The organism is Lysobacter sp. CCNWLW3 (assembly GCF_036697405.1).
Taxonomy (GTDB): Bacteria; Pseudomonadota; Gammaproteobacteria; order Xanthomonadales; family Xanthomonadaceae; genus Lysobacter.
Map to the genome: position 1 here is coordinate 11925 of NZ_JBAHWA010000018.1, position 24100 is coordinate 36024.

Annotated in this window: 21 protein-coding genes; 15 read left to right on the forward strand and 6 right to left on the reverse strand. The window is 69.8% G+C overall.

The annotated features are described in order from the left end of the window. Nucleotide 1 precedes the first annotated feature (1 nt). Together V1318_RS18720 and V1318_RS18725 are read left to right on the forward strand one after the other, a co-directional pair. Nucleotides 2–4552: an RHS repeat-associated core domain-containing protein gene (locus tag V1318_RS18720; RefSeq protein WP_332941273.1), complete on the forward strand. Its 4551-nt coding sequence runs from the start codon at nt 2–4 to the stop codon at nt 4550–4552. Nucleotides 4553–4588: 36 nt separating this feature from the next. Next, nucleotides 4589–5071 carry a hypothetical protein gene (locus V1318_RS18725; RefSeq protein WP_332941274.1) on the forward strand — a complete coding sequence of 161 codons (483 nt, stop codon included), beginning with the start codon at nt 4589–4591 and terminating at the stop codon, nt 5069–5071. Between the two features lie 190 nt (nt 5072–5261). On the opposite strand, the gene V1318_RS18730 is transcribed toward V1318_RS18725, so the two are convergent. After that, nucleotides 5262–5972, reverse strand: coding sequence for a ferredoxin--NADP reductase (locus V1318_RS18730; RefSeq protein WP_332941333.1), 711 nt, complete (start codon nt 5970–5972; stop codon nt 5262–5264). A 218-nt stretch (nt 5973–6190) separates the two neighbouring features. Here V1318_RS18730 and V1318_RS18735 point away from each other — a divergent pair, with 218 nt between their 5' ends. Genes V1318_RS18735 through V1318_RS18750 form a run of 4 tightly spaced genes read left to right on the forward strand, consistent with a single transcriptional unit; the run spans nt 6191 to nt 9150 of the window. After that, on the forward strand, nt 6191–7144 hold the full coding sequence (locus tag V1318_RS18735; protein ID WP_332941334.1) for an ABC transporter ATP-binding protein: 954 nt from the start codon (nt 6191–6193) through the stop codon (nt 7142–7144). Beyond that, nucleotides 7141–7944: an ABC transporter permease gene (locus tag V1318_RS18740; protein WP_332941275.1), complete on the forward strand. Its 804-nt coding sequence runs from the start codon at nt 7141–7143 to the stop codon at nt 7942–7944. Before V1318_RS18735 ends, V1318_RS18740 begins: the two co-directional genes overlap by 4 nt. Further along, nucleotides 7941–8345: a hypothetical protein gene (locus tag V1318_RS18745; RefSeq protein WP_332941276.1), complete on the forward strand. Its 405-nt coding sequence runs from the start codon at nt 7941–7943 to the stop codon at nt 8343–8345. Before V1318_RS18740 ends, V1318_RS18745 begins: the two co-directional genes overlap by 4 nt. Before the next feature lie 31 nt (nt 8346–8376). Further along, entirely contained in the window at nt 8377–9150 is a 774-nt protein-coding gene (locus tag V1318_RS18750; protein ID WP_332941277.1) for a hypothetical protein, read from the forward strand. Nucleotides 9151–9214: 64 nt separating this feature from the next. On the opposite strand, the gene V1318_RS18755 is transcribed toward V1318_RS18750, so the two are convergent. Then, nucleotides 9215–11230 carry a winged helix-turn-helix domain-containing protein gene (locus V1318_RS18755; RefSeq protein ID WP_332941278.1) on the reverse strand — a complete coding sequence of 672 codons (2016 nt, stop codon included), beginning with the start codon at nt 11228–11230 and terminating at the stop codon, nt 9215–9217. A 201-nt stretch (nt 11231–11431) separates the two neighbouring features. Between V1318_RS18755 and V1318_RS18760 the strand changes: the two genes are divergently transcribed. The 5 genes from V1318_RS18760 to V1318_RS18780 all read left to right on the forward strand — a co-directional run bounded on the left by V1318_RS18760 (nt 11432) and on the right by V1318_RS18780 (nt 14358). Then, nucleotides 11432–11722: a hypothetical protein gene (locus V1318_RS18760; RefSeq protein ID WP_332941279.1), complete on the forward strand. Its 291-nt coding sequence runs from the start codon at nt 11432–11434 to the stop codon at nt 11720–11722. Nucleotides 11723–11780: 58 nt separating this feature from the next. After that, on the forward strand, nt 11781–12278 hold the full coding sequence (locus V1318_RS18765) for a hypothetical protein (RefSeq protein WP_332941280.1): 498 nt from the start codon (nt 11781–11783) through the stop codon (nt 12276–12278). Nucleotides 12279–12392: 114 nt separating this feature from the next. Further along, nucleotides 12393–12830, forward strand: coding sequence for a carboxymuconolactone decarboxylase family protein (locus tag V1318_RS18770; protein ID WP_332941281.1), 438 nt, complete (start codon nt 12393–12395; stop codon nt 12828–12830). Beyond that, complete coding sequence (gene sigJ, locus V1318_RS18775; protein WP_332941282.1) at nt 12800–13735, forward strand: RNA polymerase sigma factor SigJ; 936 nt, start codon at nt 12800–12802, stop codon at nt 13733–13735. Before V1318_RS18770 ends, sigJ begins: the two co-directional genes overlap by 31 nt. A gap of 182 nt (nt 13736–13917) precedes the next feature. Then, complete coding sequence (locus V1318_RS18780) at nt 13918–14358, forward strand: hypothetical protein (protein ID WP_332941283.1); 441 nt, start codon at nt 13918–13920, stop codon at nt 14356–14358. A 251-nt stretch (nt 14359–14609) separates the two neighbouring features. On the opposite strand, the gene V1318_RS18785 is transcribed toward V1318_RS18780, so the two are convergent. Further along, a complete protein-coding gene (locus V1318_RS18785) occupies nt 14610–15404 on the reverse strand; it encodes a TatD family hydrolase (RefSeq protein WP_332941284.1) in 795 nt (264 codons plus the stop codon). Nucleotides 15405–15658: 254 nt separating this feature from the next. Between V1318_RS18785 and hrpB the strand changes: the two genes are divergently transcribed. Together hrpB and V1318_RS18795 are read left to right on the forward strand one after the other, a co-directional pair. Further along, nucleotides 15659–18172: an ATP-dependent helicase HrpB gene (gene hrpB / locus V1318_RS18790; RefSeq protein WP_332941285.1), complete on the forward strand. Its 2514-nt coding sequence runs from the start codon at nt 15659–15661 to the stop codon at nt 18170–18172. 106 nt (nt 18173–18278) lie between these two features. Next, a complete protein-coding gene (locus V1318_RS18795) occupies nt 18279–19295 on the forward strand; it encodes a hypothetical protein (RefSeq protein WP_332941286.1) in 1017 nt (338 codons plus the stop codon). Nucleotides 19296–19601: 306 nt separating this feature from the next. Here V1318_RS18795 and V1318_RS18800 read toward each other — a convergent pair whose 3' ends face one another. Next, complete coding sequence (locus tag V1318_RS18800) at nt 19602–20273, reverse strand: Fe2+-dependent dioxygenase (RefSeq protein ID WP_332941287.1); 672 nt, start codon at nt 20271–20273, stop codon at nt 19602–19604. A gap of 152 nt (nt 20274–20425) precedes the next feature. Between V1318_RS18800 and V1318_RS18805 the strand changes: the two genes are divergently transcribed. Further along, complete coding sequence (locus V1318_RS18805; RefSeq protein WP_332941288.1) at nt 20426–20779, forward strand: hypothetical protein; 354 nt, start codon at nt 20426–20428, stop codon at nt 20777–20779. A 34-nt stretch (nt 20780–20813) separates the two neighbouring features. On the opposite strand, the gene V1318_RS18810 is transcribed toward V1318_RS18805, so the two are convergent. Continuing rightward, entirely contained in the window at nt 20814–21905 is a 1092-nt protein-coding gene (locus V1318_RS18810; RefSeq protein WP_332941289.1) for a hybrid sensor histidine kinase/response regulator, read from the reverse strand. Nucleotides 21906–22292: 387 nt separating this feature from the next. Here V1318_RS18810 and V1318_RS18815 point away from each other — a divergent pair, with 387 nt between their 5' ends. After that, a complete protein-coding gene (locus V1318_RS18815; RefSeq protein WP_332941290.1) occupies nt 22293–23246 on the forward strand; it encodes a DMT family transporter in 954 nt (317 codons plus the stop codon). A gap of 295 nt (nt 23247–23541) precedes the next feature. Here the strand turns inward: V1318_RS18815 and V1318_RS18820 are convergent, their stop codons facing one another. Beyond that, nucleotides 23542–24075, reverse strand: a complete 534-nt coding sequence (locus V1318_RS18820) for a pseudouridine synthase (protein ID WP_332941291.1) — start codon at nt 24073–24075, stop codon at nt 23542–23544. Nucleotides 24076–24100: the final 25 nt, after the last annotated feature.

Below are 24100 nucleotides of genomic sequence, written 5' to 3' on the forward strand. Positions count from 1 at the left end.
CATGCAGCTTTCGTCCATCCCGGCCTGTTCTTCCGGCTATCCGCGCATACCCCGCCGCCGCCGCTGGTACGCCGCCACATTCGGCCTGCTGTGCGCGCTCATGCTCTCGCCGCTGACGTCCGTCGGCCCGGCCCGCGCCGACGGTATCGGTTCCAGCGTGACGCCGGGCAGCGCGCCGCAGGGACCCGACTCGCGCCCTTGCAACAGCGACGGTTGTTGCAAGGGAAATTCGCAAGGATCGAACGGGACCGGCTTCGGCGACCCGATCTGGACTTACGACGGCAGCCTGTACCTGAGCTACACCGACCTGACGGTCGGCGCCAACTTTCCGATCCAGTTCACGCGCCGCTACGACAGCCGCTCGGAATACGACAGTTCGGTCGGCTACGGCTGGTCGCACAACTACGACAAGCGCTTGTTCGAGTACCCGGACGGCTCGATCATGATCCGGACAGGCTGCGGCAGCCGCAGTCGCTACGTCTATTCCGGCGGCGCCTATGTTTCGCCCGCCGACGGCGCGACCGGTCAGCTGTTGGCGCTCGGCGGCGGCGGCTACCAGTTCCTGTATCGCGACGGTGCGCGCGATATCTACGACGCGCGCGGCTATCTGGCCGCGCGCATCGCCGCCAACGGCTGGCAGCAGGAACTGATCTACGACGAACGCAACCGCCTGCCCTTGATCGGCACCTCGCGGCGCGCCGTCGACCCGAACAAGCCGATGCTGGTCGCCTACCAGCCGCGTCTCGTCCGGATCGTCGAGAAGACCCTGAGCGGCCAACCGACCGGCTATGCGCTGGATCTGCAGTACAGCGACACCACCGGCCGGTTGACGAAGATCGTCGCCAACGACGGTCGCGAAGTGAATTTCACCCACGATGTCCATCAGGGCGCCACCCGCGGCAACCTGGTCGCGGTGGCCGGCCTGACCGATTACAGCCAGGCCTTCGCGTACGCGGACGCGAACGATCAGCACAACGTTACCTCGATCACCGACGGCACGGGCGCGGTCACCGTGGTCAACACCTACAACGCATTGGACAAGGTGACGCGCCAGAATCAGGGCGAAACCGTGTGGACCTTCGCCTATCCGGCCGCCAATACCACGACCGTTACCGAGACAGTCGACCTGGGCAGCACCACCAGCACGCGCACGTCCACCCAGATCTTCAATCCCGGCGGCTATCTCGGCAAGGAAGTCGACGCCCTGGGGAACGAAGTCCGCTACACCTACGACGGCAACGGCGATCAGACCCGCACCGAGTTGTGGGAGAAGCAGGCCGACGGTTCGTTCGCGCTGCTCAAGGCGATCGACAGCACCTATAACGGGCAGTCGCAGAAACTGACCGAATCGGTGACGCTGGACAGCGGCGAGGTGGTCACCACCTCCTGGACCTACAACTACGGCTGGGTAGCGAGCCAGCAGATCGTGTCCAGCGCCAGTCCGCAGGTCTTCCGCACGGAGTTCGCATTCGTGCTGTCGCAAGGGCGGCCCATCGCGATCAGCCAGGTTCGTCGGCGCAAGGACGACGGCAGCTTCGCGACCACGACCTACGGCTACTGCACCGGAACCGATATCTCCGACCCCAACGCAGGCTGCCCCGATCGCCGTCTGGTCAAGCAGATCGACGGCCCGCGCACGGACGTCAACGATGTCGTAACGGTCCGCTATTACACCAGCACCGATACCGGCGGCTGCGCCGCCGGCGCCGAGCCTTGCCATCGCCTGGGCGATCGCAAGGAGATCGAGAACGCGCTGGGGCAGAAGGTGGAGTTCCTGCGCTACGACGGCGCGGGCCGGCCGACCAAGATCCGCGACGCCAACGGCGTCGTCGCCGAGATGATCTATCACCCGCGCGGCTGGCTGCAACAGCAGATCGTGCGCGGCGCGGACGACGCAGCGACCACGGACGACCAGATCACGACCTACACGGCCGATGCGCGCGGCAACGCAACCCGCGTGACGACACCTGACGGCGACTACGTCGACATGACCTACAACAACCGCGACTGGTTGATGACGGTCCGCGACCAGGCCGGCAACGAGTTGCGCTACACCTACGACTCGGCGGGCAACCGCCTGACCGACCGGGCCTACGCCCCCGGAAGCGTACTCAAGCGGACGCAGACCGCTGTGTTCGACAAACTGAACCGGGTGGCCAGCGCGACCGGCACCAGCGGTACCACGCACACTCTCACTTACGACGCTGCGGGTCGCCAGACCAAGGTGACGGATCCGAACCTGGTCCAGACCCACAATCAATACGACGATCTCGACCGCCTGGTCGCGACGGTCTTGGACGGCGCCAGCGGCGGCCTGCAGATCACGACCGCGATGAGCTACGACGCGATGGGCAATCTGCGCTCGGTCACCGACCCGAAAAGTCTGACGACCAGCTACACCTACGATGCGCTGGGCCGCCTGACCCAGCAGGTGAGCCCGGACAGCGGCACGACAGGCTTCGTCTACGACAACGCCGACAACCGTCTCTCCCAGACCGATGCGCGCGGCATCACCGCGACCTACGTCTACGACGCCTTGAATCGCCCGCTCTCGGTGACGTATCCGAACGCCGCCGAGAACGTGGCCTACGTCTACGACACGGTGAACGCCGTGTGCCAGTCCGGCGAAACCTTCGCGATCGGCCGTCTGAGCAAGATGACGGACGAGAGCGGCGACACCGAGTACTGCTACGACCGCTTCGGCAACGTCGCCCGCAAGGCCCAGACCACCGGCGGTCAGCTGAGAGTGGTCCGTTACGGCTACAACAAAAGCAATAAGCTGACCAACCTGGTGTATCCGGACGGTACGCAGGTCGACTACGTGCGCGACACCCAGCAACGGGTGAAGGAGGTCGGAGTCACCGCGGACGGCGGCACCCGCCAGGTGCTGGTCAAGAATGCGGCTTACCTGCCGGCGGGGCCGGCCAGCAGCTGGCAATACGGCAACAACCGCACCCTGACGCGCGGCTACGACCAGAACTATCGCGCGACCACGGTCTACGATGCCGGCCCGAATACCAGTACGACCAGCAGCGGACTGTTGGACGATGGCCTGAACATCGGCTACGTCTACGACAACGCCAGCTATCTGAAGGAGATCCGCGCGGCGAGCCTGTCCTCCACCACGACACGGGCGAAGTTCGCCTACGATGCCGCCGGCCGCCTCCTGACGCGCAGCAACAGCGCCAGTGTGGTGCTGGAAAGCTACGTCTACGACCTCACCGGCAATCGCCAGAGCGTGACGGCGGCCGGAACCACCACGGACTACACGTATGAGGCCGCAAGCCATCGTCTGACCGCGGTGGGTGGCGTCGCGCGCACCTACGAAGCCAACGGCAATCTGAGCACGGTGGGCGGCACCGGCAAAGAATACGTCTACAACCAGGCCAACCGGATGAGCGTCGCCAAGGCCGGCGGCGTCATCCAGGCCACGTACGTCTACAACGGCTTCGGCGAACAAGTGCAGCGCCAGACCAGCGTGACCACGCGGTTCGTGTACGACGAGGCGGGAAATCTGCTGGGTCAGTACGACGCGAGCGGCAATCCGATTCAGCAGTACGTGTGGATGGAGGGCGTGCCCGTCGGGGTGCTGACCGGATCGGGGGCCAGCCAGGTGCTGCGCTACGTCGAGACCGATCAGCTGGGCACGCCGCGCGCGGTGATCGATCCGACCCAGCAGCGCGCGGTCTGGCGCTGGGACGAGAGCCTGGAGGGCTTCGGCGTCGACGCGCCAAACATCGACCCCGACGGCAACGGCCAGACCTTCGTGTTCGACCTGCGCTTCCCCGGCCAGCGCTACGACATGGCCAGCGGGCTGTACTACAACTATATGCGGGACTATGACCCGGTGACGGGGCAATACACGCAGAGCGATCCGGCCGGACTGCTCGGCGGGCTCAATACCTATGCTTACATAAGCAACAATCCGCTATCGGGTATCGACCCATTGGGGCTTTGGAGATGGGGCGATCCGTTGCCGCAGGAGTTGGTGGATTTCTCAGCGGGAATGGGCGATACGCTTAGCTTCGGCCTTACAAGAGGCATTCGATCTATGGCGGGCATCGATGGTGGGGTGAGCGTGTGCTCCGGATGGTACGCCGGCGGCGAGGCTGCAGGCATCGGCGTGAGCCTCGCCTTTGGCGGCGCTCACCTGGGCAGAAACGCTGCCATGCAGATGGGGCGCCGAGGAAACTTGCTGACGCGGATGGAGCGCGGCATCGGTCGTCTCTTCCAGGATCGCAGAGGGTTCGATGCTGTAAGGAAGATGTACTCCAGAGCGGCTGGCGGCTTACAAAACCTAGGGTTGGATTTGCACCATTGGCTCATTCCTCAGCGCTGGATGAGAATTACCGGAAGGTTCGATGCAGGGATCAACTACATGGCGATTGGCTCTAAGCTCAATCGGTACATGAACGGATCGACCTGGGGCAGGATAGCGACCGAATGGGTGTTCAAGGGGACGGTGGTCGGAATATATGGCGCCATCCCGACCGCGACCGCAATGACTATGACGGATTATCGTTCGAGCGGAAGCTGTGGCTGTGGAGGGTGAGATTGAAGTAGCCCTCCAAAAAAAATGGGAGGAGACATGTTTGATGGCATCAAGCGTTTTTTGTTTGGCGATAAGAGGGAGATAACGGAAGTCGTCGAAAGCCATCTGCTTGGGAAGCTGTCGTTCAACGACGATGTAGAGGCGTGGGAGTCTGTCGCGAAGATCGGCGGAGAAGAAATCAAATTCCATATCGCGGGGGATTGGGGCAAAGAACAAGTCGTCATTGGCCCGTCCCTGCGATTGATAGGCGAGGCTGAGCAGCTTGCGGCGCGCTTCGAAGAATTTTCGGTCGCAGTGAGAGAGTTCATCGAGGCGCAGATCGATCAGAACCCCGCCTTGAACGAATGGCGCGATGAACTCAGGCGGCTGAAGATCGCCCAGATATGCTTCTTCTGGGCTGAGCGCCCAAGCGATGGGGAGATCGTTTTCTCGAGCGATACCGGCGGGGACGCCGGCCGAATCTGGGCATGCGCCATCAAGAACGGAAAGCCTGCGCCGACGCTGAGCTTCTCGTCCTAAGCTCGCCAGACCAAACCGGCGCCATGCTTCAGGCCCGGTGGAGAATCCGGCGCCGTGATTCGGCCGGGGGGCGCACCGGCGAAGCCGCCGCTCACGTTCACCGCCGGCCCCGCAGCGCAGGCCGCCATGGCGACGCTGTGAGCGTGGAAGCGAGCCTTACTCGCCCTCACTTCTCCACGCTCACTCCTGGCTACTTGCTGCTGACGTATTTCTCGCGGCGGATCGCCGGCACCGGCAGGCCGTGGGCCTTGAGCGCCTCGAAGCAGGCGTCGACCATGTTGGGGTTGCCGCACAGGTAGGCGATGTCGGATTCGCCGTTGGGCGCGAACTCGTCCAGGAACTGCTGCACGTAGCCGTGGCGGGTGTCCGGGTGCGGGTCGGCCGGCAGCTCGCGCGAGTAGCAGGGCACGAAGCGGAAGTTGGGCTGGCGGTCGGCGAAGGCGCGGAACTCGTCGCCGTACAGCAGCTCGTCCGGAGTACGCGCGCCGAACATCAGCACCACCTCGATGCCGCGTTCGCGGATCAGGGTTTCCAGCTGCGGCAGCATGGCCCGGTACGGGGTCACGCCGGTACCGGTGGCGATCAGCAGGTAGCGCCGGTTGGCGTCGGCCGGCATCAGGCAGAAGCGCCCGAACGGGCCGCTGGCGTCGACCGTGCCGCCTTCGTCCAGGCCTTCGAACAAGGCCGTCGCGGCGCCGCCGGGCACGTAGCTCACCGCGATCTCCACCGCCTCGCCCGGTCCCAGGGCGTGGTCGTGGATGGTCGCCAGCGAGTAGCTGCGCTTGGTCGCGGTGCCGTCGGCGTACTGGAAGTGAACCTGGATGAACTGGCCGGGGATGTAATCCAGCGGCTGGCCATCGTCGCGGACGAAGGTGTAGTGGCCCACGGTGGGGGCCAGCATGCGGCGCGAAACGAGCTTGAGGGGGAAATGCTGGATGGCCACGGCTACCGACAAACCTGCAACAGTCTGTGGCCGGAGCGCGACCACGGGGGCGCCTATACTACCGGTTATCGCCGCGCGGCTCGCGGCGCAGGCCTCCCGAAATGACCCAGAACCAAGCTGGTACGGCCTCCGCACCCACGGCGGCCGGCGGCGCCGCGGCGGTGCCGGCCCTGTCCGTGCGCGCGCTGCGCAAAACCTACGACAACCGCGTCGAGGCCCTCAAGGGCGTCTCGCTGGACGTCGCCCCCGGCGATTTCTTCGCCCTGCTCGGCCCCAACGGCGCCGGCAAGTCGACCCTGATCGGCATCGTCAGCTCGCTGGTCAACCTCAGCGCCGGCTCGGTGGAGATCTTCGGCACCGACCTGGCCCGCAACCGCGACGCGGCGATGCGCCTGATCGGCCTGGTGCCGCAGGAGCTCAACTTCAACATGTTCGAGAAGCCGCTCGACATCCTGGTCAACTACGCCGGCTTCTACGGGGTGCCGCGCAAGGTGGCGATCGAGCGCGCCGAGGAGGAACTCAAGCGCGCCCAGCTGTGGGACAAGGCCCAGATGATGAGCCGCACCCTGTCGGGCGGCATGAAGCGCCGTTTGATGATCGCGCGCGCCATGATGACCCGGCCGCAGCTGCTGATCCTGGACGAGCCCACGGCCGGCGTCGACATCGAGATCCGCCGCGGCATGTGGAAGACCCTGCGCGAGATCAACGCCGCCGGCACCACCATCATCCTGACCACGCATTACCTGGAAGAGGCCGAGAGCCTCTGCCGCAACCTGGCGATCATCGACCACGGCCGCATCGTCGAGCAGGGCCCGATGAAGGCGCTGCTGGCCAAGCTCGACGTCGAAGGCTTCCTGTTCGACATCGACGGCGTGCTGCCGGCCCGCCTGCCGGCGATCGAGGGCACCGCCCTGAGCGCGATCGACGACCACACCCTGGACCTGGAAATGCCGCGCGCGATGGACCTCAACCGCGTGTTCGCGACCCTGGGCGAGGCCGGCATCCGGGTGCGCTCGATGCGCACCAAGTCCAACCGACTGGAAGAACTGTTCGTGCGCCTGACCAGCGACAACCTCGACAAGGGCCCGCTCGGCAACGGCGTGCCCGCGCAACCGGAGCAGAGCGCATGAACCAGCTGGCTCCGAACACCCAGCCCAGCAACGCTCAGCGCAACCTGACCGCGCTGGCCACCATCGTGCGGCGCGAGGTCGCGCGCATCCTGCGCATCTGGGGCCAGACCCTGGTGCCGCCGGCGATCACCATGGCCCTGTACTTCCTGATCTTCGGCGGCCTGATCGGCTCGCAGATCCGCGACATGGGCGGTTACAGCTACATGGAGTTCATTGTCCCCGGCCTGGTGATGATGAGCGTGATCCAGAACAGTTACGGCAACATCTCCTCCAGCTTCTTCGGCGCCAAGTTCGGCCGTCACGTCGAGGAGCTGCTGGTCAGCCCGATGCCGAACTGGGTGATCCTGACCGGCTACGTCGCCGGCGCGGTGCTGCGCGGCCTGATGGTCGGCACCATCGTGCTGCTGATCGCGATGTGCTTCACCAAGGTCAGCGTGCCGCATCCGTTGGTGACCCTAACCACGGTGCTGCTGGGCGCGACCATCTTCTCGTTGGCCGGCTTCATCAACGCGGTATACGCCAAGAAATTCGACGACGTCGCGATCGTGCCGACCTTCATCCTGACCCCGCTGACCTACCTGGGCGGCGTGTTCTATTCGGTCAAGCTGCTGCCGCCGTGGGCGGAGACCATGACCCACGCCAATCCGATCTTCTACATGGTCAACGCCTTCCGCTACGGCCTGCTCGGCAGCTCCGACGTGCCGCTGTGGGTGGCCTACGCGCTGATGCTGGGCTTCGTCGTCGCGCTGTCGGCGCTGGGGCTGTGGCTGCTCAAGCGCGGCGTCGGGCTGCGCAGTTGAGCCGCCGCGCCGTCGCGCTCGCCGGGCTGCTGGGCGTGGCCGCGAGCGGCGGCGCGCTCGCCGCGCCCGACGCCGCTGCCGATGCCGCGCTGCACGAGAGCGCGCGCGACGACGGCACGCGACTGACCCGGGCCTCGCTGTGCGGTTACGAAGAACCCGCGCTGGAGCGCTTGAACGCACGCACGCACGCCGCCGCCGATGCGCGTTACCGCGCCGCGGGGCGCGCGTTCGACCAGGAGGCCTACGATGCGGGCTTCCAGTCCGGCATGGAGCGGGCCATGTCGCAGTTGCTGCAACTGCCGGTGGAACAGGTCGAAGACAGGCAGCGCTACCGCGCATCGCACTGCGCGCAGGTCCGCGCGGAGGTCGACGCGCTGCTGGCCGAACCGGCCGCGCCGTAGCGCTCGCGCCGCCCAGACAGGAGAGCCGGCGATGCGCGCCGAAGCGATCGATTTCCGACACGCCGAGCCCCACCGCAAGGTGGACAGCTTCAGCCATCTGCGTTTGAGCGATATCGGCTCGCTGAGCGAAGTGTTGGCGCTGTTGGACCGCTTGCGCGAGGGCGAGCCGGAGGCCGGTTTCCTGTGCACGCTCGACGACGTGGGCCAGTGCTGCTACACCAGCGGCCACGCTGGCGACGGCGACCGGATCCGCTTCGATTGCGGCGAGGTCGACTTCGACGATCCGCTGGCCGTGCATGCCTGGGAGGCGGGCCGGCTGGAGCACGTGGCGGCGCAACTGCAAAAGCCGCAGCTGCAGTCGAGCTGGGACGAGGTGGCCGGAACCCTGGACGCGGGCGACGAGGACATCCGAGCCCTGCTGGCGATGAACCGCGATCCGGACGCGGTGCTGGACAAGGTGGTCTACGTGCAGCGCCTGCCGGTCGCGCGCGACGATCTGCTGATCGCGGGATTGCCGAACGGCTATTTCACCTGCGACTGGGACGTGTTCCAGAACCACGCCGTGATCCGGCATCTGCACCAGCGCTACGCCTACCGGTTCTTCGGCATAGGCGCGTCCTGGCTGGGCTTCGTGCGCGAGCAGGTCTTGCAGGCGGACCAGGCCGATCGCCTGGCCGCGGAGTTGCGCCGGCTGTACGGACAGGCCGATGCGAGCGCGCAGGACGCGGTCTGGCGTGAGCTGTCGTCGACGTTCCAGCGCAGCCGGGTGCTGCTGCTGGGCTACACCGAGAACTTCGCCGGCTAGGTTGCGGCTCGTCAGGACCGATCGCGTCGCCGCAGCGAGCCGCGTGCGCGTCGCGGCGCCAGGCTCAGTCGCATACCGCGCCGTCGCCGCCGTCGGACCGGCAAAGCACCGGCCAGCCCTGTTCGCGCCAGAGCGCGATCAGGCCGCTGTCGCGCAGATAGGCCTGGAACGCGGGATCGCGGCGCAGCTCACGCGACTCGGGCTGCCACAGCACCCACTGATAGGAGGCGTAGCCGGCGCGCTGCACCGCGTCCAAACCGGCGATATCGCGCCGGTAATCGCGCACCGGCAACAGCAGGCGGGTGAAGTCGTAATCGACCTGGCCGTAGCGCAGGCTGCGTTCGGAGGCTTCGATCGCCGGCAGCACCGCCGGCCAGCGCGAGGGGTCCTGCAGGGCGGCCGCCGCGGCCATTTCCGAGTCGCGCCAGGGCTGGTCGGAGGGCAGCGCCAGGGCGATGCGCGCGGCGGTGGCGTAATCGCGGCGCCAGGCCGCGTTGAAGTAGCGCGCGGTCTGGGCCTGGACCGGATCGGCCATCGCCAGATGCGACTGCGCCTCGTCGTGACGGCCGAGCGTGTCCAGCAGCCGGCCGCGCCAGAAATGCAGCATCGGATCGTAGGGCGCGATCAACAGGGTGTCGTCGATTTCGCGCAGGGCCTGCTGGACATAGCCCATGGTCGCCAGCCGCTGCGCATGCGCGCCGCGCCAGGAGGAGTCCGAGGGGGTGAGCGCGACGGATCGCTTGGACAGCGTCAGACATTCCTGCCATTGCTGCTCGCGGCAGGCGCGATTGGCGAGCACGCCCAGGGCGTCGGGCTGTTGCGGGTCCAGGCGCAGGGCGGTGGCGGCGGCGCGTTCGGCCTCGTTGCGCAGATCGTCGCGGCCGGGCTCCGGCGCCAGCGAGCGCAGCCACAGCTTGACCGCCAGCGCGCCCCAGGCGCGCGCGTAGTCGGGGTGCTCGCGCAGCAGGGCGCGCAAGGCGTTCTCAGCCGGCAGGCTGGATGAGTTGGTGTTGCGCAGGCCGCCGGCCGAGGCATTGCGCGCGATCAGATAGCGCTGGTACAGCGCCGGGTCTTCGTTGGCTGGCGGCGCCGGCGGCTTCCGGCCGAGCTGGCGCTGCATGGCGTTGCCGATCGCGTAGGCGATGTTGCGCTGGATCGCGAAGATGTCGCGGAACTCGCGGTCCAGGTCCTGCGTCCACAGGGTGCGGTCGCTGGCGGCCTCGACCAGGCGCAGGCTGATGCGCAGGCGTTCGCCGTCCTGGCGCACGCTGCCTTCCAGCACGTGGGTGGCGCGCAAGCGGCGCGCGATCTCGGCCAGCGGCAGCCGGGTATCGCGGAACTGCACCGAGGAGGTGTGCGAGGTCACGCGCAGGCCGTCGATGCGCGCGAGCAGGCCGATCAGTTCCTCGCTCAGGCCGTCGGCGAAGTCCTGGCTGCGCGGGTCGTCGCCGAGCGCGCGCAGCGGCAGCACCGCCAGCACCGGCTGGGCTTCGTTGCGCGCGCCGGCGGTGGCGCCATCGCCGCCGCGATCGCCGGCGAAACGCCACCAGGCCCAGGCGCCGCTGGCCAGCAGCAAGGCCAGCGCGACGAGCAGGGCGATGCGCAGGCGCGATCCGCGTGCGGGCGCGGTCCGGTCGCCCGCAGATTGCGCCGGCACCGATGCGTTCGCGTCGCCCGCCGCCCTCGTCTCCGCGGCCACGGCGGCCGCCGTCGACGCCGCATCGCCCGCCGAGGCCGGCAGATCGAAGCGGTAGCCGTAGCCGTGCACGGTGTGCAGGTAGCGCGGCGAGGCGGCGTCCTCGCCCAGGGCGTGGCGCAGCAGGGTCATGACCCGGTTGAGCACGCCCGGGGTGACGTGGCGATGGCCCCAGACCGCGTCCAGGATCTCATCGCGCGCATGCACCCGCCCCGGCGCGCCGGCCAGCAGCGCCAGCACCGCGAACGCCTTGGGCTCCAGCGCCTGGACCTCGCCGTCGCGCAGCAGGCGGCGCCCGCCGCGGTCGATCACGATGGCGTCGAAGGCGAGCGTTGCGGGCTCGGCCGGGGCAGGGTCGGTCGGCGGCGGTACGGCTGAGGTCATGAAAGGCGGTCGCAGGCCATCGGGGGACGGGCCATTAACGGTTACGCGCAGACCGCGCTGACGCGGCCTAAGCTTTTCCCAAGCTTAGGTCTGCGCCCTCAGGCTTCCCAGTGACCTTCCTCATGCCGCCCTAAAGACTGCGGCGGAGCGCGGCGCGAGCCTGTGCGGGCCGGGTCGTCCGGCGCTCTTGGACCCCATGCCATGAACCTGTCCGCCCTTAGCCTGACCGCCGCGCTCGCGCTGGCCGTCCTGCCCGCCGCCGCCACGCCGCCGCAGGCGGATTCCCTGCTGATCGACTGCCAGCGCCCGAGCCTGCCCGAGCAGCAGGCGGTCGCGCGCCTGACCGGCCACGACAATCTCAGCCAGACCTATGCGGTGCGCACGCGGCTGATGGCCGACGCCAGCCGCGCCTGCCGGCGCGCCGGCGCGCGGCAGGTGCGCATCGTGCTGGCGCCGCAGGCCGTCGACGCACACCGGTTCGCCGGCCGTTAACCCTGCGCCCACCTGGGATGCGGTCTACTGGCGCCCTCGAACGATCCGGAGCGACCGTATGCGCCTGTCCCGTCTGTCCGCCGCCTTGCTGTGCGCCGTCTTGGCCGCCTGCGCCGGCACCGCCCCCGCCCCGGCCGAGCCGGCCGCCGCGCCGGACACCGCCGCGCCCGCCGAACGCCCGGCCGGCAAGATCGGCGCCGACCAGGTCGGCAAAGTCAGCCCGGTGCCCGCGTTCAAGGGCTTCGGCGAGCACTGGTCGATCGACATCCAGGCCAGCGGCCAGCTCGACCACACGGTGGATTTAACCTGGGGTTCGGGCAGCTACAAGGCCAAGGGCCATGCCCGCTACGACGGCCAGCCCGCGGATGCGCCCAGCTCGCTGATCGTGCTCAGCGGCGAGCTGGACACCGCTCAGGGCGCCAAGCCCATGACCATCGAGATCTCGCGCAAGGACTGCACCGACGACGGCGACGGCCGGCACCAGCACAGCGTCAGCGTGCACGTCGAAGGCATGGACCCGCCGTTGCAGGGTTGCGGCGACCTGGCGGTGTATTGATCGCGACGGCGGCTCGACGCCGCGGCCCTCCAAGCCGCGCCGGCATGTCACAGCGGCGCGGACTGGATCGTCGTTCCAGTAAGACGGAAAGGTCCGTCGCCCCTGGAGCGAAGCATGAACGACACCGCCGCACGACCGATCAACTACCAACGCGAAATCCCCGACGTGCTGCAGGCCCTGGGCAGCGTGCACCGGGCCATGGACGGCCACGGCCTGGAACGCGGCCTGCATCACCTGGTGCAGCTGCGCGCCTCGCAGATCAATCGCTGCGACTACTGCATCCAGCTGCACACCCGCGAAGCGCTCGCGGACGGCGAAACCGCCGAGCGTCTGCAGGCCCTGCAGGACTGGAGCGCGAGCGCCCGCTTCAGCGCGCGCGAAGCCGCCGCGCTGGCCTGGACCGAAGCCCTGACCCGGCTGCAGGCCGATGCCGAACTGGGCCCGCTGCGCGCGCGCCTGCGCCAGCACTTCAGCGACAATGAGATCGGCGTACTGACCTCGACCGTGGCGATGATCAATCTATGGAACCGCATCCAGGTGTCGAGGCACTGATGGCGCAGGCCGCTCCCCCGCAGGCTGCCGCGCTCGCGGCGGCGTTCGAAAGCCAGCGCGGCCTGCTGCTCGGCCTGGCCTACCGCATCCTCGGCTCGCGCGCCGACGCCGAGGACGCGGTCCAGGACACTTGGCTGAAATGGCAGGCCGCCGATCACGCCGCGATAGACAACCCGGCCGCGTGGCTGACCACGATCTGCACCCGGCGCAGCATCGACCTGCTGCGCTCGGCCCATCGCAGCCGCGTGGACTACGTCGGCTCCTGGCTGCCCGAGCCCATCCACAGCGCCAGCGAGGACCAGCCCGAGGCCGCGCTGACCCTGGCCTCGTCGCTGAGCACCGCCTTCCTGCTGTTGCTGGAACGGCTGACACCGAAGGAACGCGCGGCGTATTTGCTGTACGAGATCTTCGACCAGCCCTATGCGCAGATCGCGCGCACCCTGGACCTGCAGGAAGCGGCCTGCCGCAAGCTGGTCTCGCGCGCCAAGGCGCATGTGGAGCGAGGCGGCGTGCGCCACGTCACTCCGCAGCAGCGCCAGGACCAGCTGCTGGCCGCGTTCGAGGGCGCCATCGTCAGCGGCCGCACCGAGGCCTTCGCCGCGCTGCTGGCCGACGACATCGAACTGCGCGCCGACAGCGGCGGCAAGGTGCCCACGCGCCTGGACGTGATGCACGGGCGCGAGCAGGTGCTGGACTTCGTGTTCGGCGCATTGCGCCAATACTGGGGCGAGTACCGTTGGATCGTCTGCGACCTCAACGGCGCGCGCGGCGTGATCCTGGAGCACGACGGCCACGTCGAAGCCTCGCTGTCCTTCGCCTACGATCGCGACGGCCGCGCCAACCGCATCTACATCATGCGCAACCCGGACAAGCTGGCCGCCCTGGACGCGCCCGCGATCGCCTGAGTCGGTGCCCGGCGGGCGCTCGCCGAGTCACGCAGGCCGAGTCTCCTGGTCCGATTCACATAGCGCGATTCACATAGCCCGATTCACATAGCCCGATTCACGTAGCCCGATTCACGTAGCCCGTGCCCGAGCGTTCTCAAGGGTAGACGGCAGCCCGCCGTCGCCGTCCACAGGAGCGCTCCATGCGTGTACTCGTTGTCGCGATCGTCGGCCTGGGTCTGGCCAGCGTGCTCGCGTCCTGGCCGGCGCCGGTGCGCTCGGCCGATCCGGCCGCCGCCGCGTATCCGGCCGCGGTGTTCCGCGGCGGCAATCAGGGATGGGGCCTGATCGTCGACACCCGCGCCAAAACGCTGCGCTACGACTTGGTGGTGCCGCAACTGGCCGGCGTCGCCTACGGCGGCCTGATGCCCGACCCGGAGATCAAACCGCAGCCCGACCGCTACGCCATGATCGGCCGCATCAACGTCAACGGCCAGCTGCGCGAACTGGTGGTGCGGATCAACAAGGTCGCCAGCGGCAAATTCTGCCTCGACAGCGCTGGCAAGAAGCACGCCTACGCGGTGATCGCCGGCGCGGTGCAGACCGCCAATTGGTACGGCTGCGGTGACTTCGCCGCGCAGTGAGCGCGATGACGGGCGCCGCATTCCCTGGCTGGGGTTGCTGGCGTTCGTGCTCGCCGGCCTGGGCTTGCCGCCCGCGCCCGCCACGGGCCGTGCGGATGCGCGCCCGAGCGCCTGCGACGCAGCCGTGGACTGCGTCGCGGCGGGATCGACGGCGGCGGCCCAGGCCGGGTCGAGCAGGGGCTGCGCAGCGGCGCCGGCGCCGGACTTCGCGGCCGTCGGCGAACGCCGCAGCCGCGCGTTCTAGGCGCGGCTCACGGCGCCGGCAGGCGGAAGAACGCGCGCGCGGTCGCGGTGCTGTTGGCGGCCGTCACCGCCACCGCCTCGCCGCGATCGCGTGCGAGCTCCTCGACGATGTGGGCCAGGTACATGGGTTCGTTGCGGCGGTGCGAGGGCGCCGGTTTGACCGTGCGCGGCAGCAGGTAGGGCGCGTCGGTCTCGATCATCAGGCGGTTGGCCGGGATGTTCCTGACCAGCTCGCGCAGGTGTTGGCCGCGGCGCTCGTCGCAGAGCCAGCCGGTGATGCCGATGTGCCAGTCCTGGTCGAGGTAGTCGAACAGCTCCTCGCGGCTGCCGGTGAAGCAATGCACCACCGCCGCGCCGAGGCGGCCGTCGAAGTTGCGCATGGTCGCCATGAAGTCGGCGTGGGCGTCGCGCTGGTGCAGGAACAGCGGCTTCCTGGTGTCGACCGCGATCTGCAGCTGCTGTTCGAACGCGCGCCGCTGGGCCGGGCGTGGCGAGAAGTCGCGGAAGTAGTCCAGCCCGCATTCGCCGACCGCCACCACCTCGGCGTGCGCGAGCAGGGCGCGCATCTCGGTGTCGCATTCGGCGGTGTATTCGCTGGCGTGATGCGGGTGCACGCCGGCGGTGGCGTACAGCTCGCCCGGGTGCTTGCGCGCCAGCGCCAGGGCCTTGGGCGAATGCTCGCGGCTGGCGCCGGTCACCACCATCTGCGTCACCCCGGCTTCGCGCGCGCGCTGCAGCACCGCGTCGCGGTCGGGATCGAAGCTGTCGTGGGTGAGGTTGGCGCCGATGTCGAGCAGTTGCATGGGGATCGCAGGCTTGGCAAAGCGCGCAGTTTAGCAATGCGGGCCGCAGGGGCTCTGCGTGTTTCCGGTCTGTGCTTTCCGTGGGAGCGGCGTAAGCCGCGATGGCTCCAGTCCGCCGAGATCGCCGATTGCGTCATGGCCGGCGCCCATCGCGGCTTACGCCGCTCCCACAGAAAGCGGAAAGCGGAAAGCGGGCGCATCGTGGTGCGGGAGCCGCGATGGCAAGCGCGTCGCCCCCGCGTATCCTTGCGCGCGTGAACGCTCCCGCCTTCCCCATCGATCCCCTGCTGCCGCAGATCCGCGACAGCCTCGCCGCCCATCCGCGCCTGGTGCTGGAAGCGCCGCCCGGCGCGGGCAAGACCACCCAGGTGCCGCCGGCGCTGCTGGACGCACCCTGGCTGCAGGGCCGCAAGATCGTGATGCTGGAACCGCGCCGGGTCGCGGCGCGCGCGGCCGCGCAGTTCATGGCGCGCCAGCGCGGCGAGGCCGCGGGCGAAACCGTCGGCTATCGCATCCGCTTCGAGAACCAGGTCTCCGCGCGGACCCGCATCGAGGTCGTCACCGAAGGCATCCTGACCCGCATGATCCAGGACGACCCGACCCTGGACGGGGTCGGCGCCCTGTTGTTCGACGAATTCCACGAGCGCCACCTGGCCGCCGACCTCGGTCTGGCCCTGGCCCTGGACGTGCAGGCCGCGCTGCGCGAGGACCTGCGCATCGTGGTGATGTCGGCGACCCTGGACGGCGAGCGCCTGGCCCAGTTCCTCGATGCGCCGCGCCTGAGCAGCGCCGGCCGCAGCTATCCGGTGAGCATCGCCCACTATCCCGCGCGCCGCGAAGAGAAACTCGAGCATCAGGCCCGGCGAGCGGTCGAACACGCCCTGGTCCAGCACCCCGGCGACGTGCTGGTGTTCCTGCCCGGCCAGCGCGAGATCGCGCGCGTCGATGCCGCGCTGCAGGCCAGCGAGGCGGTGCGCGGCGTCGACGTGCTGGCCCTGCACGGCGAGTTGCCGGTCGAACAACAGTCGCGCGTGCTGCAGCCCGATCCGAACGGCCGCCGTCGCGTGGTGCTGGCCACCAATGTCGCCGAATCCAGCGTGACCCTGCCCGGCGTGCGGGTGGTGATCGACGCCGGCCTGGCGCGCGAACCGCGCTACGACCCCAACAGCGGTTTCGCGCGCCTGGACGTGGTGTCGATCGCGCAGGCCTCGGCCGACCAGCGCGCCGGCCGCGCCGGCCGCGTCGCCGAAGGCTGGGCCTACCGCCTGTGGCCGGAGTCGCAGCGCCTGGAACCGCAGCGCCGGCCCGAGATCGCCCAGGTCGAACTGGCCGGCCTGGCCCTGGAGTTGGCGGCCTGGGGCGATGCCTCGCTGCGCTTCCTCGACGCGCCGCCCGGCGGCGCGCTCGCGGCCGCGCGCGAACTGCTGCAGCGCCTGGGCGCGCTCGACGGCGCCGCGATCACCGCCTTCGGGCGGCGCGTGCTCGCCCTGGGCACGCATCCGCGCCTGGCCGCGATGCTGCTGGCGCCCACCGATCCGAACGAACGCGCCTTGGCCTGCGACCTGGCCGCGTTGATCGAAGCGCGCGATCCCTTGCGCAGCGGCGGCGACGCCCTGGCCGCACGCTGGCAGGCGCTGGCCGCATTCCGCGGCGGGCGCGCGCCGGCCGAGGCTTCGCGCTCGGCGCTGGCCGCGCTCGACCAGGCCAGCAAGCAATGGCGCCGTCGCCTGCGCGTGGAACGCGCGCCGCCGTCGCAGGTGCCCGCGCACGCGCTCGGCGATCTGCTGCTGCATGCCTTCCCCGATCGCATCGCGCGCCAGCATCCGTCCGACCCCTATCGCTACCAGCTCGCCAACGGCCGCAGCGCCAAGCTGTTCGACGACAGCGCGGTCTACGGCGAACCCTGGCTGGTGATCAGCGAACTGCGCGACGATCCGCGCGACGCGCGCGTGTTGCGCGCCGCGCCACTGGACGAGGCGCGGCTGGAGCGCGAGTTCCCGCAACGCTTCGTCAGCGAGGACCGGGTGGTCTGGGACGCGGCCGCGCGCGCCATCGCCGCGGTGCGCGAGCGCCGTTACGACCGCATCGTGCTCGACAGCCGGCCGCTGGCGCGCCCGGACCCGTCGCGCTACGCCGACGCCCTGATCGACGCGGTGCGCCAGCTCGGTCTGGACGCGCTGCCCTGGACCGAATCGCTGATCCAGTGGCGCGCGCGCGTGCGCAGCCTGCGCGCCTGGCTGCCGGAACTGGCCGGCGAAGCGGGCTTGCCGGATCTGTCCGACGCGGCGCTGATGGCCGAGCTGGATGCCTGGTTGAAGCCGGCCCTGTCCGGCAAGACCCGCCTGGATGCGCTCAGCGAGAGCGAACTCGGCGATGCCCTGCGCTCGCGCCTGGACTGGTCGCTGCGCCAGCGCATCGACGCGCTGGCGCCGACCCGCATCCTTGTGCCCTCGGGCATGGAGCGCGGCATCGTCTACGCCTACGACGAGGAAGGCGGCGCCGCCGCGCCGGTGCTGGCGGTCAAGCTGCAGGAGCTGTTCGGCCTGGCCGACACCCCGCGCATCGCCGACGGTCGCGTGCCGCTGACCCTGCACCTGCTGTCGCCCGCGGGCCGGCCGCTGCAGGTCACCCAGGACCTCAAGGGCTTCTGGGAACGCACCTATCCGGAAGTGAAGAAGGAAATGAAGGGCCGCTATCCCAAGCATCCCTGGCCCGACGATCCCTGGACCGCGACCGCGACCCATCGCGCCAAGCCGCGCGGCACCTGATCGCGCGCGCCATCGCGCCATCACACCGCAGCGATCCGCCGCGGCATCGCGGCTTCGGACGCATCGCCTACACTGAGGCTCCACCCGTCCACGCTCCTTGCCGCGCATGAGCGCCAGCCCCGCCGACCTGCCCGAGTTCCTGCCGTTCAAGCTCGACCTGGTCGGCCGCCGTGTGCTGTGGCTGCGCCTGGACGCGTCGCAACGCGCCGAAGCCGCCTTCCTCGACGACCGCGCCCTGCCGGCCCAGGCCGAGGGCGGCTGGATGCCGCTGAGTTCCCTGCCGCCCGCGCACGGCGGGCCGCAGGCCGACGCGATCTTCCACATCGGCCATTGCGGCTCGACCCTGCTCAGCCGCGTGCTCAGCGCCTGGCCGCAGGTGCAGGGCCTGCGCGAACCGCTGCCGCTGCGCAGCCTGGCGGAAGCCTGGCCGCAGTTGGGCCGGCCGGAGTCGCGCCTGGCCGAGGACGAAGCGCCCGCGCTGCTGCGCGCGCTGTGGTCGAACTGGAGCCGCGCGCTGCCGCCGCATACGCGCAGCGTGGTCAAGGCCACCAGCGGCTGCAACGGCCTGATCGCGCCGCTGCTGGACGCCTGCGCCGACGCGCGCGCGGTGCTGCTGGACATGCCGCTGCGGCCGTATCTGGCGACCTTGCTGAAATCGCCGGCCTCGGTGCTGGACGCGGCCAGCGCCGCCGGCGAACGCCTGCGCGATCTGCAATCGCGCGGCCACGCCGCCGGCGTGGCCCTGCACGCCTTGTCATTGCCGCAGCAATGCGCGATGGGCTGGCTGGCCGAGCGTGCGCGCTTCGCCGCGCATGCCGGCGGCGAACACGCCGCGCGCGTGCTGCGCGTGGATTTCGAAACCCTGCTCGCGCAGCCCGAAGCCAGCCTGCAAGGCCTGGCCGCGCATCTGGGCCTGGATCCGCACGGCATAGCGCGCGCCCTGGCTTCGCCGGCCTGGGGCCGCTACTCGAAAGCGCAGACGCACGGCTACAGCGCCGACGATCGCGCCCACGACCTGGCGCTGGCGCTGCAGCGCCACGCCGGCGAAATCGCCGAAGGCCAGGCCTGGGTCGACACGCTCGTGCGCCGCGAACCGGCGTTGATGGCGGCCGTCGCCGACTGATCCGGCGCGGCTGAGCTCTGGTCGCGTGCGCGGATGCGCTGCGTTGCGAGCAAAGCAAATCCCCCTCAATCCCCCTTTTCCAAAGGGGGAGGCAAAAGCAGCGACGCCGCCGCTCCGAGAGCCGTTCGTGGTGAGCCCACGAACCATGAGCGGCGGGCCTGCGTCGCCGCAAAAGCACTCCTCCTCAACAAAGGGGAGGAAAAGCACGGGCCGTAGGATGTGGTGAGCCGAAGGCGAACCGCATCGCCGCGTCGTCACGCGGCGACGCGCAGGCAGCCATGGCCCGCGCCGCGCGTCGCGGCTAGATCAGGTATCGGCCCACATCCGGAACAGGTTGGTGCGCAGCGATTCCAGCAGCACCTGCAGGCGCGGTTCCGGGCCGCCGGGGCGGGCGGCGACGAGCGCGCGCGCCTCGTCCAGCTGCACCAGCAGTTCGCGCTTGGACACGTCGGCCACCCAGCTCTGCAGCCAGGTGATCGCGGCCAGGCGCACGCCGCGGGTGACCGGGGTGACGCGGTGGATGGTGGTGGACGGATAGAGGATCGCGCTGCCGGCCTCGAGCTTGTAGACCAAGTGCTGGGCGCCGAGCTCGATGGTCAGTTCGCCGCCGTCGTATTCGCCGGGGGCGTTGAGGAAGATCGTGCACGACAGGTCGCTGCGCAGCGGCGGCGTGGACGGGAACAGCGCCTCGTCGACGTGCCAGCCGTAGTTCATGCCCGGCTCGTAGCGCACCACCGTGGTCCGCGCCATCTGGCGCGGATGCGCGAACACGCGCACGTCGGGGTGGCGCATGAAGGCGTCGCGCGCGATCTGGGCGATGCGCGCGTTGGCCGGATCCTCCTGCGGCGCCTGCAGGTTCTGCTTGACCGTGGAGTCGGGGTTGGTGATGCGGCCGTCGCCGAAGCGCACCTGCGGCAGCAGCTCGCGCACCGCCTGCAATTCGGCGGCGTTGAGCACGTTGGGCAGCACTCGGATCATGGCGGCTCGCGGGGTCGGTCCCGGATCGGGCGACCGGGTGCGGCCATGATCGGCATTCAGCCCCGGGCCGGCAATACGCGACCCCGATCACGCGGTTTCAACGATCCGCGATGGAGACTGGACCCCGCATTCCAGCCTCAGGATCGGATCCGATGAGCAAGCTCAATACGCTGCCCGAACGCGCCATGGAACTCGTCGCCACGGTCGGCGAGAGTCTCAAACAGGTCCCCGGCAGCGCCGGCAAGTTGCTCGAGGCCGGGGTCGTGCTGGGCGCGGTCAAGACCGGCGCACGCGTGGCCGGCGGCTTCGTGCGCCGCAACCCGGCGATCGCGGTGGCGGCGGTGGCCGGCGCCGGCCTGCTGTGGCTGGCGGCGCGGCATCGCGCCAAGACCCGCGCCGACGCGCCCATCGAAGGCAGCGCCAAGCGCATCGACGCGCGCCGCGCCGACGGCAGCGCGCGGCGGCGGCGCAGTCGCGCGGCCGACGAGGGCAGCGCCAGCGAATAAGGAATAAGGCCCGGGCCGTCCGCCCGGGGCCGCGCTAGGGCGCCTCGGGCAGTTCCACGACGAAGCGCGCGCCGCCCTGGCGGCGGTCTTCGTACCAGAGCTGGCCGCCGAAGTTGGCCACGATCTGGCGCGCCAGCGACAGGCCCAGGCCGCTGGACAGGCCGTCGTCGACGGCGTCCTCGTGCAGGCGCACGAAGGGCTTGAACAGCTCGCGCTGCCGCGCCGGCGCGATGCCCGGCCCGCGGTCGGCCACGATCAGCTGCCAGAACCCCGGCGCGCCCGGACGCGCGGCCAGCAGCAGCTCGCTGCCGGGCGCGTACTTCATCGCGTTGGTGACCAGGTTCTCGCTGACCTGGCGCAGCACGCGCGGGTCGATCGCGACCTGGGCCGGGCCCGGCGGCGGCGCGACCTCGATGCGGATGCCGCGCGCGTCCAACTGCATTTCGTAGCGGTGCACCAGCCATTGCAGGGTCTGGCCCAGGTCGGCGCGCTCGTCGCCGCTGCCGCTGCGTTTGCCGGCGCTGCTGCTTTCCAGGTAATGGCGGATGTAGCCCAGGGCGTCGTCGGCGCTCTCGTGGATCATCTGCAGGTAGCGCGGCACGCGCTCGGGCTTGCAGCCGCCGCTGCGCAGCAGGTCGCTGGCGAACAGCACGCTGGTGAGCGGGTTCTTGAGGTCGTGCGCGACCAGATTGACCAGCTCTTCGCGCTCGCGCGCGACCCGCTCCAGCCGGTCGCGGGTGAGCTTGAGGCCGATATGGGCGTTGACCCGCGCCAGCAGTTCTTCGGGCAGGAAGGGCTTGGTGACGTAGTCGACCACGCCGGCGTCGAAGGCACGCAGCAGCAGGTCGCGGTCGTGGGCGGCGGTGACGAACACCACCGGCACCTTCAACGGCGCCTGCGCGCTCAGCGCCTGCATGACCTCGAAACCGTCCATGCCCGGCATCATCACGTCGAGCAGGATCAGGTCGGGCTCGGATTCGGCGTAGCGCGCCAGCGCCTCGTCGCCGCTGGACGCCGGGATCACTTCGTAACCCTGGCGCTGCAGCAAGGCGCCGACCACGCGCAGATTGGCGGCTTGGTCGTCGACCACCAGTATCCGGCCCATGGACGTCGCAGCGATGGTCATACGTCCGGTGTCGCTCCCCACAGCCTGCCCAGCCTGCGCAAGATCGGGCAAGAGATGCTCGTCGCGGTCGGGAACCGCCGGGCTTTGCGGCGAGTCTGGCCGCGCCTCTGACACGTCATCTGTGCGCATTTATGCTGGCAACTTAGCAGAATATTTCTGCGTCGTAGCGACGCGTTTCCGGGCACAGTCTGAACCATTCACCGGCGTTCGCAACGTCGGCGCCGGAGCCGCCGCGACGGCTTCCGATCGGCGGGCGCAGGGCCGCGGCCGGCCCCACGCCACGGCGTCGGCCCGGGGCGCCCGCCGCCGGCTCCGGCGGCCCGGCCCGGCGGCCGGCCGAGCGGCGTGCCGGCTATCATGGCCGGGCTCCGTCCTCGCGAACCCGCCGTGACCCCCACCCACGACCCCGCCGCCCGGCGCCTCGGCCTGAGCCTGGCCGCCGCCGGCGCGATCCTGTTCTCGGCCAAGGCGATCCTGGCCAAGCTGCAGTACCGCTACGGCATCGACGCGCTGGACGTGATGGCGCTGCGCATGTCGCTGTCGCTGCCCCTGTTCGCGCTGCTGGGCCTGCGCGAGACCCGCCGCGCCCGCGCCCGCGGCGATGGCCTGAGCCGGCGCGACCTGGGCCTGATCGTGGTGCTGGGGGTGCTGGGCTACTACCTGTCCAGCCTGCTCGACTTCTGGGGCCTGGAGTACGTGCCGGTGTCGCTGGAGCGGCTGATCCTGTTCCTCAATCCGACCTTCGTGCTGCTGATGGGCGTGTTCGCGTTCGGACGCAAGGTCGCGCGCAAGGAATGGATCGCGATGGCGGTGAGCTACGCCGGCGTCGCGTTGGTGATGGCCGAGAACCTGCGCGTGGAAGGCGAGCACGTGCTGCTGGGCAGCGCGTTGGTGTTGATGGCGGCGTTCTGCTATGCGCTGTACCTGGCGATGTCGGGGCAGGTGATCCAGCGCGTGGGCTCGCTGCGCCTGGTCGCCTACGCGATGGTGGTCTCGACCGCGGCCACCTTGATCCACTATCTGGTCGCGCGCGATCCCGCCCACCTGCTGCAGCTGCCCTGGCAGGTCTATGGCCTGGCCGCGGCCAACGCGCTGCTGTGCACCTTCCTGCCGGTGACCTTCACCATGGCCGCGGTCGCGCGCCTGGGCGCGGGCACGGCGGCGCAGCTGTCGGTGCTGGGGCCGGTGTCGCTGGTGTTCCTGGGCGGCTGGGTGCTGGGCGAGGCGATCACCCCGGTGCAGATCGTGGGCACCGCGGTGGTGCTGGGCGGGGTGTTGATCCTGACCCGGCCGGGCGCGAACTCGGTGCCGGTGGCGCCGCCGGTGGCGGAGCGGGAGTGAGGGGGATGCGCGGGTGTGCGCGGTAGCGAGGCGCGCTTCGGTGGCGACGTCGCCGCATCGTTAGCGCGAATCGCGGCTTACGCCGCTCCCACAGAAAGCGCGGCGCTTGCGCGGTGTCTGTGGTGGCGCGGTCGCGGCTTGCGCCGCTCCTACAGGGGGCATGTGGCGTGCGCGGTGCCTGAGGTGGCGTGGTCGCGGCTGACGCCGCTCCTACCCCAAAGCGGCGATGGGCTTTCTGTGGGAGCGGCGTAAGCCGCGATCGCGACACCCCGAACGGCGGCGAACTCCGATCGCGCTAGAGCTCCCGCCACGCCCCCGGCGCCAACCCGTCGAGACGATGCTCGGCGATCGCCACCCGCACCAGCCGCAGCGTCGGCAGCCCCACCGCCGCGGTCATGCGCCGCACCTGGCGATTGCGGCCTTCGCCTATCGTCAGCGCCAACCACGCATCCGGCACGGTCTTGCGAAAGCGCACCGGCGGATCGCGCGGCCACAGCGCCGGCGTGTCGATGCGTGCCGCCTGCGCCGGCAGGGTGCGGCCGTCGTTGAGTTCGACGCCCTCGCGCAAGGCGCGCAGCTGTTCCTCGGACGGATCGCCTTCCACCTGCACCCAGTAGGTCTTGCCCTGCTTGTGGCGCGGATCGGTCAGCCGGTGGGCCAGGCCGCCGTCGTCGGTGAGCAGCAGCAGGCCTTCGCTGTCGTGATCGAGCCGGCCGGCGGCGTACACGTCCGGCGGCAGTCCGAAGCCGGCCAGCGTCGGACGCGGCGGTACGCTGCGGTCGGTGAACTGGCAGAGCACTCCAAAGGGCTTGTTGAACGCGATCAGCATGCGCGCATGATCGCGCAGGCGCGTG